Below are 17,991 nucleotides of genomic sequence, written 5' to 3'. Positions count from 1 at the left end.
GGCTCAGGACTGGCCGGCGGGCGTCCCGCTGGGCGGCACGGGAGGAGTCTGCCCGTCCAGGATCATCTGGCCGACACGCGCCTTGGTCTCGACGAACTCGCTGTGCCAGATCGCGCCGATCGCCTCGATGTCCTCGGCGGTGTACCCGGCGTTCCAGAACGCCTCGAACTGCTCGTCCGTGAGCACCACGGCGGGCTCGGTCGGCGTGCTGCCCCCGGCGGGCACCGGCACCGGCTGCCCGTCGAGGATCAGCTGGCCCGCGCGCGCCTTCGTCTCGGTGGCCTCCAGGTTCCACAGCGCGCCGAGCTCCTCGACGTTCTCGGGCGTGTACCCGGCCCCCCAGAACGCCTCGTACTGCTCCGGCGTGTACCCCTCGGGCATCGTCGACCAGTCGACGCCCGCGGACTGCAGGATCTCCGTGACCGACCGGGACAGGGCCGAGGTCGGCGCCGCCGCGGCCGCGATCCCCGTGCCGGCGACGCACAGACCAGCCGCGACGACTCCGATGGCCACGAGGCGGCGGGTGGGACTGTGGTTCGTGGTGGTGACGTCCATGAGGGCCTCCGAGCTGCGTGCGGATGTGCGTACCCACCTAGAACGCGGCTCGACGCCCAGGTGTGCAGTCCGGGAGCAGAGTTCCTACGGGCCTTCGAGAAGCCGCCGTTCGTACGCCGCCACCACCATGGCCACGGTCCACTCCTCCGTGCCGACGGCCTGGTCACGACCGACGTACGGCCCGCGCCCCCGCTCGGCACCGAGCCAGCACGCCTCGTCGAGGAACACCGCACGCGCCTGCGCGAACGACCGCGACGCGAACAGGGTGCTGGTGGTGCCGGCGTCGCGGTAGCCGACGGTGAAACCCTCGTCGAACGTGATGGCCTCCACCGCGGTGGTCGCGCCGATCGCGAAGTCGACCCCGTCCAGCAGGCCGTTGTCGAGGGCGTCGTCGCGCAGGTCGGCGAGGTCCGGCGACGACGGCTGCGACGCGATGCCGGTCGCTTCGCGGGCGGCCGGGCTCGCCTCGGACACCTTGACCAGGACCCGGAACCGGCGCAGGTCGCGCACGGTCAGCGGGACGCGGTTGGTGTCCAGGAACCGGTACGCGCCGGCGTCCTCCTCCAGCAGGACCAGGCCGTCCAGCACCAGCGGGTTGGCCACCTCGACCCGGTAGCGGTGCGCGTCCGGCCTGCCCGTGCCCGGACGCAGGACGTCCCCGCGCTCGTAGCCGACCCGTTCGAGCTCGAGGTCGTCGTGCTCGGTGAGGGTCCGGATCATCGGGCGAGTGTCACACGGCGACGCGCGGCTCAGCCCCAGACGAGGCCGTGCGAGGGGTCGTGCAGGACGCGCGCGACGTCCGCGAGCACCTGCGAGCCCAGCGCCCCGTCCACCAGGCGGTGGTCGAAGCTCAGCGCCAGCTGCGTGACGTGCCGGATCCGGATCTTGCCCTTGTGCACCCACGGCTGCTCCCGGATGGCGCCGAACGCCAGGATCGCCGCCTCCCCGGGGTTGATGATCGGGGTGCCCGTGTCGATGCCGAAGACGCCGACGTTGGTGATCGTGATGGTGCCGTCGGACATGTCCGTGGGCGACGTCTTGCCGGCCCGCGCGGTCGCCGTCAGGTCCGCGAGCGCGCTCGCCAGGTCCTTGAGGTTCAGGCGGTGCGCGTCCTTCATGTTCGGCACGACGAGCCCGCGGGGGGTCGCCGCCGCGATCCCGAGGTTGATGTAGTGCTTGTAGACGATCTCCTGCGTCGCCTCGTCCCAGCTCCCGTTGATCTCCGGGTGCCGGCGCACGGCGAGCATGAGGGCCTTGGCAGCGATGAGCAGGGGCGTGACGCGGACGTCGGAGAACTCGCGGTCGGCCCGCAGTCGCTCGACCAGCTTCATGGTCTTGGTGACGTCGACCGTGTGGAAGACCGTGACGTGCGGGGCCGTGAACGCGCTGGTGACCATGGCCTCCGCGGTCCGCTTGCGCACCGACTTCACGGGCACGCGCGTCTGGCGGCCGTCGGAGGAGACCGTGCCGCTGGCCAGCCAGGGGGCGTCGTCGCCGGGGTAGGTGGCCAGGGTGCGCGCCTCCGCCTGCGCCGCGCGGCCCAGCACGTCCTCGCGTGTGACGATGCCGCCGGGGCCCGTGGGCGAGATGGAGTCCAGGTCCACACCCAGCTCGCGGGCCAGCTTGCGGACCGGGGGCTTGGCGAGCGCGTGCCGGGTGGCCTCGCGCTGCGAGGAGGTGGCGGCGAGTGCCGACGGCGTGGCGACGGCAGCTGGTGCCGACGGTGTGGTGACGGCGACGGGTGCCGACGGGGTCACGGCGGCCGGTGAGCCGTCCGCGGTCCGGCCACGGCGGCCGGTGGCGGGCTCGGCGAGCCCGTAGCCGACGAGCACCGCCTCCCGCGCAGCAGGTTCTGGCTGCGGCGCGACCGCGCGGTCTGCGCGGGCCGCTGCGATCTCGTCGGAACCCCCGGGCTCCACGCCCGCGTGCCGGTCCCCTCCGCCACGGTGCCCGTGCTCGACCGCGCCGCCGGACGGCTGCACGGCCGCCGCGGTGACGGCGGGCGGCTCCTCGTCGGCCGGTGCGGCGCCGTCCGGGTCGGTGTCGACCTCGATGATCGGCGTCCCGACGTCGACGGTTTGGCCGGGCTCCACCATGAGACGCGTCACGACGCCCGACCACGGGCTCGGCAGGTCCACCAGCGACTTCGCGGTCTCGATCTCGACGATCGTCTGGTTCACCTCGACGGTGTCGCCGACGGCGACGTGCCAGGCGACGATCTCGGCCTCGGTCAGGCCTTCGCCCGCGTCCGGGAGCGGGAACTGCTGGAAGGTCGGCACGACGGTCTCCTCAGAAGGCCAGCGAGCGGTCGACGGCGTCGAGGACGCGGTCGAGCCCGGGCAGGTAGTCGTGCTCGATCTTGGCCACCGGGTACGGGGTGTGGAAGCCGCCCACGCGCAGGACGGGTGCCTCCAGGTGGAAGAAGCAGTCCTCGGTGATGCGTGCGGCCACCTCGGCGCCCGTGCCGTAGAGGACGGGGGCCTCGTGCACGACGACGCAGCGACCGGTCCGCTGGACCGAAGCCGCGACCGTGGCGGTGTCGAGCGGCGACAGGGTCCGCAGGTCGACGACCTCGATGCTGGTGCCCTCGGCGGCGGCCGTCTCGGCGGCCTTGAGCGCGGTCTGCACCGTGGGCCCGTACGCGACGAGCGTCAGGTCGGTGCCGGCGCGGAGGACCTTCGCGGTGTCCAGCGCGGGGTGCGGGGCGTCCACCGCGGCGTCCAGGTCGACGTCGCCCTTCTCCCAGTAGCGACCCTTGGGCTCGAAGAAGAGCACCGGGTCCGGGGAGGCGATCGCCTGCTGGATCATCGTGAACGCCTCGGCGGGGCTGGACGGGCTGATCACCCGCAGGCCGGCCGTGTGCGCGAACAGCGCCTCGGGCGACTCGCTGTGGTGCTCGACCGCGCCGATCCCGCCGCCGTACGGCACGCGGATGACGACGGGGAGGTTCAGGCGCCCCTTCGACCGGTAGTGCATCTTGGCCAGCTGCGTCGTGATCTGGTCGAACGCCGGGAAGATGAACCCGTCGAACTGGATCTCGCACACGGGCCGGTAGCCGCGCATCGCCAGCCCGATCGCGGTCCCGACGATGCCCGACTCGGCGAGCGGGGTGTCGACGACGCGCTCCTGGCCGAAGTCCTTCTGCAGCCCGTCGGTCACGCGGAAGACCCCGCCGAGCGCCCCGATGTCCTCCCCCATGAGGAGCACCTTGGGGCTCTGCTCGAGCGCCTTGCGCAGCCCGTGGTTGATCGCCTTGGCGAACGTGATGGTGGTCATCGGTGGCTCCCCTCACGGCTCTGCCCGGCATCGAGGAAGGACGCTTCGTAGGACTCGAACCACTGGCGCTCGGACTCCACGACCGAGTGCGGCGTCGCGTACACGTGCTCGAACATCGACGCGGCCGACGGGCGGCCCATGGCGCGCACCGCGGTCCGGATGCGCTCGCCGAGCGCGTCGCCCTCGGCAGCCAGGGCGTCGACGTAGTCCTGCGGCAGCTCGCCGCAGTCCTCCAGGTACAGCCGCAGCCGGTCGATCGGGTCGCGCTGACGCCAGTACTCCTCCTCGGCGGCCGAGCGGTAGCGGCTCGGGTCGTCGGAGGTGGTGTGCGCCCCCATCCGGAACGTGAACGCCTCGATGAACGTCGGGCCCCCGCCCGAGCGCGCCCGCTCGAGCGCCTCCGCCGTCACCGCGTAGGTGGCCAGGACGTCGTTGCCGTCCACCCGCACGCTCGGGATGCCGAAGCCGAGGCCGCGGTCGGCCAGCGGGACGCGGGACTGCCGGCTGGTGGGCTCCGAGATTGCCCACTGGTTGTTCTGGCAGAAGAAGACGACCGGGGCGTTGTTCACCGCGGCGAACACGAGCGCCTCGTTGACGTCACCCTGCGAGGTGGACCCGTCGCCGAAGTACGTGACGACGGCCGAGTCCCGCGCCGGGTCGCCCGTGCCGACCGCGCCGTCGCGCTGCAGCCCCATGGCGTAGCCCGTGGCGTGCAGCGTGTGCGAGCCGATGACCAGCGTGTACAGGTGGAACCCGTACGCCGTCGGGTCCCAGCCGCCGTGGTCGATGCCGCGGAACAGCCGCAGCACGTCCGCCAGGTCCACGCCGCGCGTGTACGCGACCCCGTGCTCGCGGTAGCTGGGGAACACCTGGTCCTGCGGGGCCAGCGCGCGGCCGGAGCCGATCTGCGCGGCCTCCTGGCCGAGGCACTGCGCGTAGAGGGCCAGCTCGCCCTGGCGCTGCAGCGACGTCGCCTCGTTGTCGAACCGTCGGACGAGCACCATGTCGCGGTAGAGCGCACGCAGCCCGTCGGCGCCGAGGTGGGCGATGCGCGGGTCGTAGTCGGGGTGTGCGGTGCGCTGGCCTGTGGGGGTCAGCAGCTGCACGAGGCCGTCGTCGGTCTGGGGGCCGTTCGGGACCACGCGGTTCTCCTTCGCGGTGCAGCGGCGGGGGGCCGCGCCGGGGTGATGCTCGAAACCTACGACAGCGTAGGCTACGGCACCGTAGGTTGCGCGAGAAGGACCCGCACAAGCCTCGGCGAACACCCTTGTGGAGTGTCCACACCTCCCCCCGGACCGTCAGCGAGCGAGCCACTCCGCGGTGATCTCGAGCAGCAGATCGGTCGCCTCGGGCTCACCGACGCTCACCCGGACGCCGTCTCCCTGGAACGGCCGGACGAGCACGCCGGCGCGCCCGGAACGCTCGGCGAACGCCGTCGAGTGGTCGCCGAGCGCCAGCCAGACGAAGTTGGCCTGGCTGTCCGGGACGGTCCAGCCCTGCTGCCGGAGCCCGGCCAGGAGGCGCGAGCGCTCGGTGACGATCGCGTCGACCCTGGTCATGAGCTCGGCGGTCGCGCGCAGCGACGCGAGGGCGGCGAGCTGGCCGACGTGGGAGACGCCGAACGGCGTGGACGCCGCCCGGATCCCCGCCGCGAGGCGAGGACGCGCGACCGCGTAGCCCACCCGGAGACCGGCCAGGCCGAACGCCTTGGAGAACGTGCGCAGCAGCACCACGTTCGGGTGGTCCGCGAACACGGCCAGACCATCCGGCGCCTGCGGGTCGCGGACGAACTCGACGTAGGCCTCGTCGAGCACGACGAGCACGTCCTTCGGGACTGCCGCCAGGAACGTGGCCAGCTCGTCGGCGTGCACCGCGGGTCCGGTGGGGTTGTTCGGGGTGCACACCAGCACGGCCCTGGTCCGCGGGGTGATCGCCGCGGCCATCGCCTCCAGGTCCAGCCGACCGTCGTCGCCGACCGGCACGTGCACGCCCCGGGCGCCGGCCAGCGTCACCGCGATCGGGTACGCCTCGAACGAGCGCCACGGCACCACGACCTCGTCGTCCGGCTGGCACACCGCGGTGAGCACGTGCCCCAGCACCGCGACCGAGCCGCACCCGGCCACGATGTTCTCGGGCGTGACGCCGAGCGACGCCGCGATGGCCCCGACCAGCTCCGTCGCGTACATGTCCGGGTACCGGTTGACGTCCTCGGCCGCGTCGGAGATGGCCAGCACCACCGACGGCAGGGGCGGGTACGGGTTCTCGTTGGACGACAGCTTGAACGCCGCGGCGCCGACCGGGACGCGAGCCCCTGGGACGTAGGGCGGCAGGTCTGCCAGGGCCGGACGCAAGGGGACGCGAGTCACGGGCTCAGCATGCCATCGCCCGTCGCGGGCGCGCCGACCGGGGCCCCGAGGATCACAGGTCACCTCGCGGCCGCGTCGCTCCGGGGTGGGCGAATCCGGCAGCGCGCCGCTGACCGACCCGCGCGACCGATGGCAGGATCGGCGCATGGCCTTCCTCGTCCGCGTGCTCATCAACGGCGTCGCCATCTGGTTCGCGACGCTGATCCTGCCCGGCCTGTCGATCGTCGGCGGCGACAGCAACTGGGAGACGCTCGCGATCATCCTGCTCATCGCGCTGGTGTTCGGGCTGGTCAACGCCATCGTCAAGCCGATCGTCGCGTTCATCTCGATCCCGCTGTACATCCTCACGCTCGGCCTGTTCACCATCATCGTGAACGCCCTCATGCTCATGCTGACCGCCTGGATCACCGAGGCGACCAGCTGGGGTCTGCGGATCGACAACTTCGGTGTCGCGTGCTGGGGCGCCATCATCATCTCGATCGTCAGCCTGGTCCTCTCGGTCCTGATCCCCGGTCCGCGCGTGCAGAGCTCGTCGTCCACCGAGATCAGCTACTAGGCCTGATCGTCGGCACCTGCGCCGCGACGACGGCCGGGTCGCGCGTCACCTGGAACTGGCGTGTGCGGGCGGTCGTGCCCTCCGGCCCGAGCACCTCCTGGGCGGCGGCGTCGAACGCCCGCACGCCCGGGCTCCCCGCGAGCTCCCGGTCGGCCTCGGCAGCGGTCTCGACGTAGCGGCGCACCTCGTGCGCCTCGACGAGGGTCGGGGTCGTCGGCCCGCCGCTGGCCGCAAGATCCCGGGTGACCACGGTGACGTTCGCGCTGGTCTGGTTCGGGACGCCGTCCAGCTGCGGGACGACATCCTCGGTGTGCCGGTAGTGACGCACCTGCAGCCCTGCCGGCACCCGCCCGGGGACGTCCGGCGCACCGGCCGTCACGACGGCTCGCACCGAGTACGCCCCGACAACGGCCGCAGCAACCGACATGGCGACCATCCCGCCCTGGCTGTGGCCGGCCAGCAGGACGGGCTCGTCGGGCCCGATCCCGGCCACCCGCATGGCGTCGAGCACCGCGTCGGTCATGTCGTCGGCCAGCCCTGCCAGGAGACGGCCGTTGGTCGTCAGGTCCATCGTGTTGACGTCATTGAGGCCCCAGTCCTCCGTCCCGGGGATCTCGATCACCCACGCCCGTGTGCCGTCGGGGTGCTCGAGCTCCTGCACGGAGATGACTCCCTCGGGCGTCCCCGGGCGCAACGGCGTGGGCTCGCGGTCGTAGCTGCGGGCCACGTTGTCGAGGACCGCCGCCACGTTTCGGGGAGCTGGTAGCTGGGGCGGGTTCGCGCGCAGGAGCAGGGCCGTGGGCCCGGCCGGCGGCACGAGTCCGAACAGGATGCCGGCGCCCTCGGAGACCGGCCGCAGGGTCGGGATCTGCCGTCCGCGCGCGGACGAACGCACGAACGAGCCGAGCGCAAGCATCTCGAGCTCCACACGATCGCCGGCGGTGAGGGCACCCGGCAGCCACCCCACGAGGCGACCGCCGGCGTGCTCGATGAGGGGGAGGAAGGGGTCCGGCCGCCGGAACACCGCCGACCGCACGACGCTGCCGAGTACGACGCCGCCCGCCAGCGCGGTCACGGCGCCCGCAGCGGCTGCCGCGAGGGTCCCCGCCAGGAGCGGCCGCTCCCCGAGCTCGCTCGCCACCACGACGACCCCGGTACGCAGCGCCCGGTGCGCCAGCGACTCGGCCTCCGTGTACAGCTCGATCGTCTGTCGCAGCGCCGCCGCCAGGTCGCGCAGACGGTCAGCGGCCCGCCACGGCGACCTCGGCCCCGCGCACGCGGCGACCAGGACCCGTCGCGCCTCGATCCCTGCCGGGCTCAGCGGGTCGCACGCCTGCGACGCACGCATCAGTGCCCAGGACGCGGTGTCGAGCCGGGCAGCGGCGCCCTCGAGCAGCCGGCACGTGTACGCGAGCTCCTCCAGGTCGGCGACAGTCGGCCCAGGACCGCCGACGACGCGGTACCCACTCACAGGCCGCCCCGCGTCCCGACGTCCGCCGCGGCGACGGGCTGCACGGTCCGCTCGACCGCGATCCGCACCCCGTGCACACGGCCGTCCGCCTCGTCGAGCGCGGTGCGGAACCGGTCTGCGGCCTCGGACGACCACGACATCGCCGCGGCGCCACGCAGCGACCGGGCCGCGCTCTCGACGTCGTCCAGCGCTCGCAGGACCAGGGGCAGAGCGTCGTCGGGAGGCATGCGGGGACGCTACGAGGAAGCGCGCGCCGGCCGTCGGACACCGGTGGAGGATGCGGGGCTGTGGGCGGCTCGGTCGTTACGCTCGCGCGGTGCCACGGCCCACCTCGTCCGCGCTCGGCGTGCTCGCCGTGGTCGCCGGTTCGCTCCTGTTCGCCGTCAACGGCACGGTGGCCAAGCTGGCGATGGACGCGGGTCTGGGCCCCACGCGGCTGGTCGAGCTCCGCTGCCTCGGGTCGGCGGTCGTGCTGGTCACCGCCGCGCTCGTCGTGTCCCCCGCCAAGCTCCGGCCGACGAGCCGGCGGGAGGTCGCCGTCCTGGCCCTGCTCGGCGTCGTCGGCGTGGCGCTGGTGCAGTGGTTCTACCTGGTCGCCATCAGCCGGCTGCCCGTCGGCCTGGCCCTCCTGATCGAGTACACGGCGCCGCTGATCGTGGCGCTGTGGGCGCGGTTCGTGTTCCGGGAGCAGGTGCTCGGGCGGGTCTGGTGGGCGCTGGCCGCCTGCCTGGCGGGGCTCACGCTGGTCGCGCAGGTGGGCGACGACGTCACGCTCGACGCCATCGGCCTGCTCGCCGCCGTCGGTGCGTCCGTCGCGCTCGCCACGTACTACCTGCTGGGCGACCGCCTGCTCACCACTCGTGACCCGCTGACCACCCACGCGTGGTCGCTCGGCTTCGCGGCCCTGTTCTGGGTGGTCCTGCAACCGCTGTGGACCTTCCCGACGAGCACCCTCGGCACCGACGTCCCGGTTCCCGGAACCGCTCTCGACCCGCCGATGTGGGTCTTCGTCGTCTGGATCATCCTGCTGGGCACCGTCGCGCCCTACCTGCTGTTCCTGGTCGGCATCCAGCGGGTCGGGGCGGCCCGGGCGGGGCTGCTCGGGATGGTGGAGCCGGTGGCGGCGTCGGCGACCGCGTGGGTGGTGCTGGGCGAGTCGATGACGCCGGTGCAGCTGGTGGGCGGCGCGGTCGTCATCGGTGGCGTGGTCCTGGCCGAGACGGCCCGGAGCGGCCGCGATCGCGCGATGCTGCCGGACACCGTCGCCACCTAGGACGGCCGCGGCAGCAGCAGCGCCGACGCGCCCATCGCCGCCACGAGCGCGAGCGCGCGCCAGAGGTCGCCGTCCCCCAGCGCCACCCCGCCGAGCACCGTCGCGACCACCGCCAGGACCTGGGCTCCGACCTGCACGGTCGCGACGTCCCGCAGCCCGCCCAGCACGACACCGAGCTCGACCTGCGTCCGCCACGACGTCCGCGCCGCGAGCGCGCCCGTCCAGAGCGTCAGGTGCACCAGCAGGACGAGGAGCATCACGACGCCGAGCGCGGGCGGGCCGCCGGCAACCACCCCCGTCGCGGCGGCGAGGACGACGAGCGCGGCCAGGCCGAGGCCCGGGATCACCACGGTGGCGACGACCAGGGCGACGAGCCCTGCGACGAGCAGCGGGTGGGGCCGCTCCCCGGCGAACGCGACCAGGAGGGTCGTCGCACCGAGCAGCGCGGCCACCCCGCGCAGGAGCCAGGCCGGCAGCGGCCGGACCAGGGCGACGGTCACCTCGCTCATCGCGCCGCCCCCGCCCTGCGCTGCGCCCGCCGCGCCAGCGACGCGAGCGCCACGTGCGGCGAGTCCCGCCACGTCACCAGCTCGATGTCGAGGTCCGCCAGCTCGGCCAGCCGGTCCTCGCGGGACATCCGGATCATCCGCATCGCGAGCCGCTCCCGGTCCCCGAGGTGACGCTCCCGCAGGGTCGGCAGCACGTCGACCGCGACCACGCGGTGACCGGCGCGACGCCACACGGACGCGACGAGGGCGGCCTCGTCGTCGAGGAACGTCGAGAAGAGCATCACCAGGGCGCCCGACGGGATCTGCGGGGCACGCAGGCGGCGCAGCGGGTCGCCCTCGGGCCGCGTGAGGGCGAGGGCGTGCCGGATGCGGTCGAGCTGTCGTCGGCCCCCACCGGGCGGGAGCGGTCGCCGCACGGCGCCCAGGTCGTCGAGCCCCACCCGGTCGCCGAGGTCGAGGAAGCCCTGCGCCGCCGACGTGGCCGCCTGCCGGGCCAGGTCGAGCGAGGTGGGCTCCTGGGCCTGGGGCGGGATCGACCCGCGCCAGGTCATCGGGTCGGGGCCGACGTCGTCACGGGAGTCGACGACGAGCACGACGACCGCCTCGGCGAGCGCGTGCTCGCGCCGGACGTAGAGCTCGTGCAGGTCAGGGGCCCGTCGCGCGGTCACGCGCCAGTCGATCCGTCGCAGGCGGTCGCCGGGCGCGTACGGGTGCACGTCCCGGAGGCCGCCGCCCTCGCCGGGCCGTCGGGACTCGTGGGCGCCGGTCAGCCCGCGCAGCCGCGGGGGCAGCGGCAGGTCGCCGAGCGGACGCGGGGCGGGCAGCACCAGGGCGGAGCGGACGGCCGACGGGCTGGGTTCGGACACGCTCGCGGCACCTGGCCCGACACCTTGCACGTCGACGAGGGCGACCTCCTGCGGCCCGGTGCGGACGGTGTGCACGACCAGCGGGAGGTGCCGGGTGCCGTCGACGCGCACCCACGCCTCGAGCAGCACCCGGGCACCGCGACGGACCCCGAGCAGCACGGGCGCGGGGGACTCGACCACGACGTCGGCGCGCAGCGTCCCCGCGGCCGGTGGCTGGTCCGACGCCCCGAGCCGCACGGTCGGGTCCACGGACGGCCGCCGGCGCCAGTCCCGGACCCCGGCGATGAGGGGCGCCGCGCCGAGCACCGCGACGTCCGGGCGCCCGAGCAGCGCCCCCACCACCACGAGCGTCAGGGCGGCGACCACCCCGGCGACCGACGCGCGCGAGCGCACCCAGGTCATAGGCGTCGCGCCGTCGTCGGACCCGGGACCCGCGCCAGCACGTCGGCGACGACGCCCTGCGGTGCCGCGCCCGTCGCCCACGCCTGCGGGGTGAGCGAGAGCCGGTGGGCCAGGGCGGGCACGGCCACCGCCTTGACGTCCTCGGGCGTCACGAAGTCCCGTCCGGACAGCACCGCGAGCGACCGCGCGACGAGCACCAGCGCCTGCGACCCGCGCGGCGAGGCACCCACCTCGACCGCGTCGTGCGCGCGGGTGGCCGCCGCGAGGTCGACGCAGTACCGCAGGATGTCGGTGTCGACAGTGACGGCCTCGACCCCCGCCTGCATCGCGCGCAGGGTGGCGGCGTCGACGACGGTCCGCACCGACCCCATCTCCTGGCGCCGGGCGAGCCGCCGCGCCAGCACGTCGACCTCGGCGTCGCGCTCGGGGTAGCCGACCGCGACGCGGACCATGAACCGGTCGAGCTGCGCCTCCGGCAGCGGGTAGGTGCCCTCGTACTCGACGGGGTTGGACGTGGCGACCACGTGGAACGGGTCGGGCAGCTGGTAGGTCTCGCCGTCGACGGTGACCTGCCGCTCGGCCATCGCCTCGAGCAGTGCCGACTGGGTCTTCGGGGCGGTCCGGTTGATCTCGTCGGCGAGGAGGAGCCCCGCGAAGACGGGACCGGGGCGGAACGCGAACGACGCCGTCGCCGGGTCGAAGACGCTCGACCCGGTGATGTCCGACGGCAGCAGGTCCGGCGTGCACTGCACCCGCCGGAACGCGAGCCCCAGCGCGGTCGCCAGGCTCCGGGCGGCCAGCGTCTTGCCCAGTCCGGGCACGTCCTCGAACAGCACGTGCCCGCCGCCGAGGACGGCTGCGAGCGCGACCTTGAGCGGTTCCCGCATGCCGACGACGAGGGTCGCGACCTCGTCGAGCACGGCGCTCCCGCGGTCGGCGACCTGCGCGACGGTCAGGGTGATGGGCTGCTCAGTCATGGCTTGGGCTCCCGGGGTCGTGGGTCGGGGTCTCTCGCTCGGGTCCGAGGCGGTCGAGCACGTCCAAGGTGTGCCGCAGGTCGGCGACGCTCGGCAGGGGCGAGCGGGTGCGGGTCACGGTGTGGTGGGCGCGGGCACCGAGGACCTGCTCGATGTCGGGGTCGTCCAGCGAGCGCCCGTGCCGCGCGAGCCTGCTCCGCGCCACGTCGCGCAGCTGCCGCAGGACGCGCTCACCGACCCGCCCGTCCCGTCCGACCATCGCCCACGCGAGGTCCTGCACGTCGCCGCGGGCACCGTGCCGCCGGTCGTAGTGCCTGCGGTCCCAGCCCGGATCGGGTGCACCGTCCAGCCGCGTGAGCAGCAGCACGGCCGCCGCGACGAGCAGGCCGACGAGCCCGGCCGACACCACGGTGAGCCCGCCCGCCAGGCACGCGACGGCGGCGACGAGGAACCCCACGGGCGGTCGCCAGTCCCACTTCATGCGTCCTCCGACCGTCGGGTCAGCCCGTCGGCGATCGCCGCGAGGCTCGTCCGGGCCTGGTCGACGTCACGGGGCGTGAGGACATGCTCGGAGTATCTCGCCGCCAGGTACAGCTCCAGCAGGGCGCGCGTCGCCCCGGGGTCCGCCCGCGTCGCGTCGAGGACCTCGACCGTGAACTCCGTCGCCGTCTGCGCCCGGTCCCGCACCAGCCCGGTGCGCTCCGCCGACGCCTCCAGCGCCACCCAGGCCGCGATCACCGCGTCGCCGGGCGGCACCTCGTCCTCGAGCACCTGCGCCGCCCGCCGGACACCCTCGCGCAGCGCCGGCGTGGCGCCGTCCTGGACGTCCCCGCCGAGCTCGACGTCCGGGGCGGCCGCGTCGACGACGTACGGCGCCCGCTGGTCGAGCAGCCGCCGGATCCAGCGGACCAGCAGGCCGAGTGCGACTGCCAGCAGCAGACCGGCGACGAAGAGGGCGACGAGGTAGATCCACCTCTGGGTCTCCATCGACACCCGCTCGCCGTCGAGCGCCTGCTCGACGGGTATGGCGGTACCGGTGGTCGTCGGCGGGGCGAACGTCGGGATGACGAACGGGCCGTCGTCCGCGATCCGCTGCACCAGCCGGAACGGCCCCGCCAGCGCGGACCCGATCACCGCGACGACGACGAACGCACCGACCAGCAGCACCGTGCCGGGCCTGCGCGCCTGGGTCGCCACGGGGCTCCTCGTCGTCGGGGCACCGACGGTGTGCGCCGGTGCGCACAGGCTACTGACCGGCCGCCTGCAGCGTCAGAACGCGTACGGGCCGAACCGTCCCCACGCGACGAACAGCGCCAGCGCGAGCAGCACCACGTTCAGCACGACCATCGGCGTCTCCTTGCGCCGCACGTGCGTGGTGATCGCGCCGACCATGACGAGGACCAGCCCGACGGCCGCGATGGGCACGAGCACCGGCGCGACGTCCAGCACGGCGGGCAGGATCAGGCCGATCGCACCCAGCACCTCGGCGACGCCGATCGCCTTGATCGCCGACGGGCTGAAGCTCTCGGTCCAGCCCAACCCCGCCGCGGCGAGCTTCTCCTTCGACTGCGTGATCTTCAGCAGTCCGGTGGCCAGGAACGCGAGGGCGAGCAGGGCGGCAGCGATCCACAGGGCGATGTTCATGGGCTCTTCCGACGACGGGAGCGAGGCGGGGTCGCGCGCAGCCTATGGCCCCGTCCGTGGGACGCCGCCCGTCCCGATCCGCCCCCTCTGGGATGATGGCTCCATGACCTCCCCCGCACGTGTCCGGCTCGCGGACGTCACCCCGCACATCGCCCTCGGCCCGCTCGACGGCCGGTACCGCGCGGCGGTCGCGCCGCTGGTCGACCACCTGAGCGAGGCGGCCCTGAACCGTGAGCGGGTGCACGTCGAGGTCGAGTGGCTGATCCACCTGACGTCGAACGCGGTCGTGCCGGGTGCCCCGGCGCTGACGGACGAGGACGTGGCGTACCTGCGGGACGTGGTCGCGACGTTCGGGCCCGACGAGGTCGCGGAGCTGGCGGCGATCGAGAAGATCACCGTGCACGACGTCAAGGCGGTCGAGTACTTCCTCAAGAGCCGGCTCGCGGCTGCGCCCGAGGGGTCGGCGCTGCGCGAGGTCGGGGAGCTCGTGCACTTCGCGTGCACCAGCGAGGACATCAACAACCTCTCGTACGCGCTGATGGTCCGTGGCGCGGTGCAGGAGGTGTGGGCACCGGCCGCGACGACACTCGTCGACCAGGTGGCCGAGCTCGCCCGGTCGCTGAAGGACCAGCCGATGCTCGCCCTGACGCACGGGCAGCCGGCGACGCCGACCACGCTGGGCAAGGAGCTGGCCGTGCTCGCGCACCGGCTGCGGCGCCAGCTCACGCGCATCGGTGGCGACGAGTACCTGGGCAAGCTCAACGGCGCGACCGGCACGTACGGGGCGCACGTCGTGGCGGTGCCGGGCGCGGACTGGCCGGCCGTCAGCAAGGCGTTCGTCGAGCACCTGGGCCTGACCTGGAACCCGCTGACCACGCAGATCGAGTCGCACGACTGGCAGGCCGAGCTGTACGCGGACGTCGCGCGGTTCAACCGGGTGCTGCACAACCTGGCCACGGACGTCTGGACGTACATCTCGCGCGGCGTCTTCATCCAGATCCCGGTGGCGGGCGCGACGGGCTCGTCGACGATGCCGCACAAGGTCAACCCGATCCGGTTCGAGAACGCCGAGGCCAACCTGGAGCTGTCGAGCGCGCTGCTGGACACCCTGGCCAGCACCCTGGTGACCAGCCGGCTGCAGCGGGACCTGACCGACTCCACGACGCAGCGCAACATCGGCCCCGCGTTCGGGCACTCGCTGCTGGCCATCGACAACGTGGCCCGCGGGCTGCGGGCGCTGTCGGTCGACGAGGCGCTGCTGGCGCGGGAGCTCGACGAGAACTGGGAGGTGCTCGGCGAGCCCGTCCAGTCGGCCATGCGCGCCGCCTCCGTCGCGGGCGTCACCGGCATGGAGAACCCGTACGAGCGGCTCAAGGAGCTGACCCGCGGCCGTCGCCTGACGGCCGCGGACATGCGCGAGTTCATCGGCAGCCTCGGGCTTCCCGACGACGTCGCCGCCCGGCTCGCCGACCTCACGCCCGCGTCGTACACGGGGCTCGCGGACTCGCTCGTGGCCTACCTCGACGCCTGAACCGGCCTGCTACACCCGTTCGGCCGCATCGTCCAGTCCACACTGCGCCGAACGGGTGAACGATCGGCGTCGCCCGGCCATCTTCTGCCGACTCGCGAGCAGAAGAGGAACCGTTTCGACGGGACCGCTCTCATGCCGTCTGACCTGCGATTTCATCCGAAAGAGTGATCGCTCCTGGACAGGTGCCCGGTTTGCCCTGCACAATCGTGCACCGACCGGTCTGAAACATCCGGTTCACCCCTTTTCTGGCAAGGATGCCCATCGTGACGCTCATGCAGAAGGCGATCACGCCAGCGCTCACCCGCGCGCACCTCACCGCGGGCCATGACCGTCTGGCGGGGTACGTGGTGCGTGCCGAGGACGTCGCTTTCGCGACGACCCCGGCGCAACTGTTCGAGGTGCACGGTCTCGGGTACGAGGGTTCGCCCTTCAGCCCGTACGACCGCTCGATCGATGTGCTGCGCTTCGAGTCATCCCCCCAGCTGCAGTACCGCGACGTGCCCGGCTACATCCTCCCGCTCTGGTGGCTGCGCCACTCGCGCATCCCCCCGGGCGCCGAGCTGATCCGCATCTACGACAACGGCACCTCCACTCTGCTGGCGCGCTACGGCGACGTCGGCGCCGGCTGGACGGTCACGCAGCTGGGCGCCCCCCGCCCCTCGCTCGCGTCCCTCTCCCGCTGTGTCGGGCCCGTCGCCAAGTGGCACGGCGCCTACCTCGAGGCCGACGTCGTCGACAGCGGCCACACGGTCGTCCTCGCCCTGGCCAACCCGCCGCTGGCGGAGACCGGCTTCCACCAGTCGCCGTCGGGCCGCTGGTACCGCCGGGTCGCCCGCGAGGACGTCACCGAGCTGTTCGAGCTGGACCTCACGGCCCGCTGGAACGGCCTCAGCGTCCGCGTCGTCGACCAGTGGCAGGACGCCCAGCGCTACGTCGTCGCCCGGATCTCCCACCTCGGCGACGACATCGAGCGCGCCGAGCGTCTCCACCTCACCCGTGTCGAGGCCGGCGTGTACGAAGGCATCGTCTATGCCGCCGAGCTCACCGACATCCAGACCAACCAGGTGGTCCCCCACACCTGGGCCCCCGGGCCTGCTGCCCCCCAACAGCAGGTGGTGCGCTCCTGAGCGCGCCGCACCGAGGGTTCCGTACCAGGGTCACGCCAGCGTGATGTGACCCTCACGGGACGCGTGCCGGGCCTGGCCCTCCCCCCCGTCCAGGCCCGGCACGCTCTGCTTCACCGCTGCGACCACGCAGCCGCAAGGACGACCAGTCAGTGCGCGTCGGCTGCCACGGTCGGCACCGGGATCGACGCCAGCTCGGTGAGCGCAGCCGCGTAGGTCATCGCGTCGCCGGCACGGGCCGCCTCACGGGCGCGGACCGTCGGGGCGTGCAGCGCGGCCCGCGTGCGCCGGCGCAGGGCTCGTTCGGCCCGCTCGTCGCGCGCGTCGTCGGGCAGCTCGCTCAGGCCGGACTCCAGCCCGCCGAGGACCCGGGTGCGCTCCGCGACGACCGCGGGGTTCCAGTCGCGGACCCGCCGGTCGGCCTCGTAGGCCTCCGCTGCGGCGACGACGACGTCGTGGGCGGCCTGCACGGCGGCGTGCTCCGCGGGCGCGTGCTCGGCCACGGTGTGCAGGCTGACCAGCCGGACACCGGGCAACGAGCGGACGCCCGGGTCGACGTCGTGCCGCAGCGCGAGGTCGACGACAGTGAGAGGCGACGCCGAACCCTGCCGCGCGGCGGCCAGCGCATCGACGCCGAGAACCGCTCCGGCGGCGCCGCTGCAGGCCACCACGAGGTCGACGTCGGACACCTCGGCGGCGAGGTCCGCGGATGCCGGCAGCGACCGGACCCCACGGGCGGCGGCGAACGCACGGGCGCGACCGGAGGCGGAGTACACCCGGATGTCGCCGGCGCCGCGGGCCTTGAGCGCCGCCAGCGACGCACCCGCGTAGGAGCCGGTGCCGATGAGCACGCAGCGGACCGCGGACCAGTCGGGCAGCTCGCGCTGCGCGATGTCGAGCGCGACGCCGACCACCGAGCGGCCGGTGGCGCCGAGCCCGGTGCGGCTCTCCACCAGGCGGGAGACGCGAGAGGCCGCCTGGAACAGGGACTCGAGGCCGGACGTGGTGGTGCTGTCGCGGCGGGCGGCGGTCAGTGCGCGCCGCACCTGCCCCTGGATCTCCCGCTCGCCGACGACCATCGAGTCGAGCCCGCTGGCGACGGAGAAGAGGTGGGCCGCGGCGTCGGTGCCGGTGCGGACGCGCAGGTGCGTGTCGACCTGCGCGGCGGTGTAGCCCGAGCGGCTGGCGACGGCCTCGGCTGCCGCGGCGCGGGCCGACGGGGTGTCCGCCGCGTCGTCGACCTCCAGGTACAGCTCGAACCGGTTGCACGTCGCCAGGACGACGGCACCGGACACGAACCTGTGGGCCGTCGAGCCCACGAGCTCGGACGCGACGGCGTGGACGTCCGACGAGAGACGTTCCAGCACATCGAGGTCGAGGTCGTGGTGACTGGCGGCGAGGGACAGCAGCACCACGTGCCCGAGTTAATCATCTCGACATT

The 17,991-nt window shown here is 73.7% G+C and carries 19 protein-coding genes; 4 read left to right on the top strand and 15 right to left on the bottom strand.

The annotated features are described in order from the left end of the window. Window positions 1–3 precede the first annotated feature (3 nt). The 6 genes from J2X26_RS06050 to hisC form a co-directional block, all read right to left on the bottom strand. Complete coding sequence (locus J2X26_RS06050) at window positions 4–555, bottom strand: hypothetical protein (RefSeq protein ID WP_307490643.1); 552 nt, start codon at window positions 553–555, stop codon at window positions 4–6. 84 nt (window positions 556–639) lie between these two features. After that, window positions 640–1,275, bottom strand: a complete 636-nt coding sequence (locus tag J2X26_RS06045) for a hypothetical protein (RefSeq protein WP_307490641.1) — start codon at window positions 1,273–1,275, stop codon at window positions 640–642. Window positions 1,276–1,304: 29 nt separating this feature from the next. Next, window positions 1,305–2,834, bottom strand: coding sequence for a dihydrolipoamide acetyltransferase family protein (locus J2X26_RS06040; RefSeq protein WP_307490639.1), 1,530 nt, complete (start codon window positions 2,832–2,834; stop codon window positions 1,305–1,307). Between the two features lie 10 nt (window positions 2,835–2,844). Then, window positions 2,845–3,831 carry an alpha-ketoacid dehydrogenase subunit beta gene (locus tag J2X26_RS06035; RefSeq protein WP_307490637.1) on the bottom strand — a complete coding sequence of 329 codons (987 nt, stop codon included), beginning with the start codon at window positions 3,829–3,831 and terminating at the stop codon, window positions 2,845–2,847. Then, window positions 3,828–4,973: a pyruvate dehydrogenase (acetyl-transferring) E1 component subunit alpha gene (pdhA, locus tag J2X26_RS06030; protein WP_307490635.1), complete on the bottom strand. Its 1,146-nt coding sequence runs from the start codon at window positions 4,971–4,973 to the stop codon at window positions 3,828–3,830. The genes J2X26_RS06035 and pdhA overlap by 4 nt, the downstream gene beginning before the upstream one ends. Window positions 4,974–5,129: 156 nt before the next feature. After that, window positions 5,130–6,197, bottom strand: coding sequence for a histidinol-phosphate transaminase (gene hisC / locus J2X26_RS06025; protein WP_307490633.1), 1,068 nt, complete (start codon window positions 6,195–6,197; stop codon window positions 5,130–5,132). A 145-nt stretch (window positions 6,198–6,342) separates the two neighbouring features. Here hisC and J2X26_RS06020 point away from each other — a divergent pair, with 145 nt between their 5' ends. After that, on the top strand, window positions 6,343–6,753 hold the full coding sequence (locus J2X26_RS06020; protein ID WP_307490631.1) for a phage holin family protein: 411 nt from the start codon (window positions 6,343–6,345) through the stop codon (window positions 6,751–6,753). Here J2X26_RS06020 and J2X26_RS06015 read toward each other — a convergent pair. Next, window positions 6,743–8,224: a thioesterase domain-containing protein gene (locus tag J2X26_RS06015; RefSeq protein WP_307490629.1), complete on the bottom strand. Its 1,482-nt coding sequence runs from the start codon at window positions 8,222–8,224 to the stop codon at window positions 6,743–6,745. The genes J2X26_RS06020 and J2X26_RS06015 overlap by 11 nt on opposite strands. Beyond that, window positions 8,221–8,451, bottom strand: a complete 231-nt coding sequence (locus J2X26_RS06010; RefSeq protein WP_307490627.1) for a hypothetical protein — start codon at window positions 8,449–8,451, stop codon at window positions 8,221–8,223. Before J2X26_RS06010 ends, J2X26_RS06015 begins: the two co-directional genes overlap by 4 nt. Window positions 8,452–8,540: 89 nt before the next feature. On the opposite strand from J2X26_RS06010, the gene J2X26_RS06005 reads away from it, so the two are divergent. Then, window positions 8,541–9,497 (top strand): EamA family transporter, encoded by a 957-nt coding sequence (locus tag J2X26_RS06005; protein WP_307490626.1) that lies wholly within the window; start codon window positions 8,541–8,543, stop codon window positions 9,495–9,497. On the opposite strand, the gene J2X26_RS06000 is transcribed toward J2X26_RS06005, so the two are convergent. The 6 genes from J2X26_RS06000 to J2X26_RS05975 all read right to left on the bottom strand — a co-directional run bounded on the left by J2X26_RS06000 (window position 9,494) and on the right by J2X26_RS05975 (window position 13,895). Further along, window positions 9,494–10,006, bottom strand: a complete 513-nt coding sequence (locus J2X26_RS06000; RefSeq protein ID WP_307490625.1) for a hypothetical protein — start codon at window positions 10,004–10,006, stop codon at window positions 9,494–9,496. The genes J2X26_RS06005 and J2X26_RS06000 overlap by 4 nt on opposite strands. Beyond that, complete coding sequence (locus tag J2X26_RS05995) at window positions 10,003–11,274, bottom strand: DUF58 domain-containing protein (protein ID WP_307490624.1); 1,272 nt, start codon at window positions 11,272–11,274, stop codon at window positions 10,003–10,005. Before J2X26_RS05995 ends, J2X26_RS06000 begins: the two co-directional genes overlap by 4 nt. Then, the gene (locus tag J2X26_RS05990; protein ID WP_307490623.1) at window positions 11,271–12,251 is read right to left on the bottom strand and encodes an AAA family ATPase; all 981 of its coding nucleotides are present in this window, start codon (window positions 12,249–12,251) and stop codon (window positions 11,271–11,273) included. The genes J2X26_RS05995 and J2X26_RS05990 overlap by 4 nt, the downstream gene beginning before the upstream one ends. Then, a complete protein-coding gene (locus tag J2X26_RS05985; RefSeq protein ID WP_307490621.1) occupies window positions 12,244–12,732 on the bottom strand; it encodes a hypothetical protein in 489 nt (162 codons plus the stop codon). The genes J2X26_RS05990 and J2X26_RS05985 overlap by 8 nt, the downstream gene beginning before the upstream one ends. Next, entirely contained in the window at window positions 12,729–13,448 is a 720-nt protein-coding gene (locus J2X26_RS05980) for a DUF4129 domain-containing protein (protein ID WP_307490620.1), read from the bottom strand. Before J2X26_RS05980 ends, J2X26_RS05985 begins: the two co-directional genes overlap by 4 nt. 72 nt (window positions 13,449–13,520) lie before the next feature. Continuing rightward, window positions 13,521–13,895, bottom strand: a complete 375-nt coding sequence (locus J2X26_RS05975; protein ID WP_307490618.1) for a DoxX family protein — start codon at window positions 13,893–13,895, stop codon at window positions 13,521–13,523. Window positions 13,896–13,998: 103 nt separating this feature from the next. Here J2X26_RS05975 and purB point away from each other — a divergent pair, with 103 nt between their 5' ends. Continuing rightward, window positions 13,999–15,426, top strand: coding sequence for an adenylosuccinate lyase (gene purB / locus J2X26_RS05970; RefSeq protein ID WP_307490616.1), 1,428 nt, complete (start codon window positions 13,999–14,001; stop codon window positions 15,424–15,426). A gap of 272 nt (window positions 15,427–15,698) precedes the next feature. Beyond that, window positions 15,699–16,553, top strand: a complete 855-nt coding sequence (locus tag J2X26_RS05965; RefSeq protein WP_235523389.1) for a hypothetical protein — start codon at window positions 15,699–15,701, stop codon at window positions 16,551–16,553. 146 nt (window positions 16,554–16,699) lie between these two features. Here J2X26_RS05965 and J2X26_RS05960 read toward each other — a convergent pair whose 3' ends face one another. After that, a complete protein-coding gene (locus tag J2X26_RS05960; RefSeq protein ID WP_307490614.1) occupies window positions 16,700–17,965 on the bottom strand; it encodes a glutamyl-tRNA reductase in 1,266 nt (421 codons plus the stop codon). Between the last annotated feature and the right edge of the window lie 26 nt (window positions 17,966–17,991).

Origin of the sequence: Cellulomonas humilata, assembly GCF_030814415.1 — a bacterium.
In the GTDB taxonomy this organism is placed as follows: Bacteria; Actinomycetota; Actinomycetes; order Actinomycetales; family Cellulomonadaceae; genus Cellulomonas; species Cellulomonas humilata_A.
This window is presented reverse-complemented; position numbering and strand designations above follow the sequence as displayed.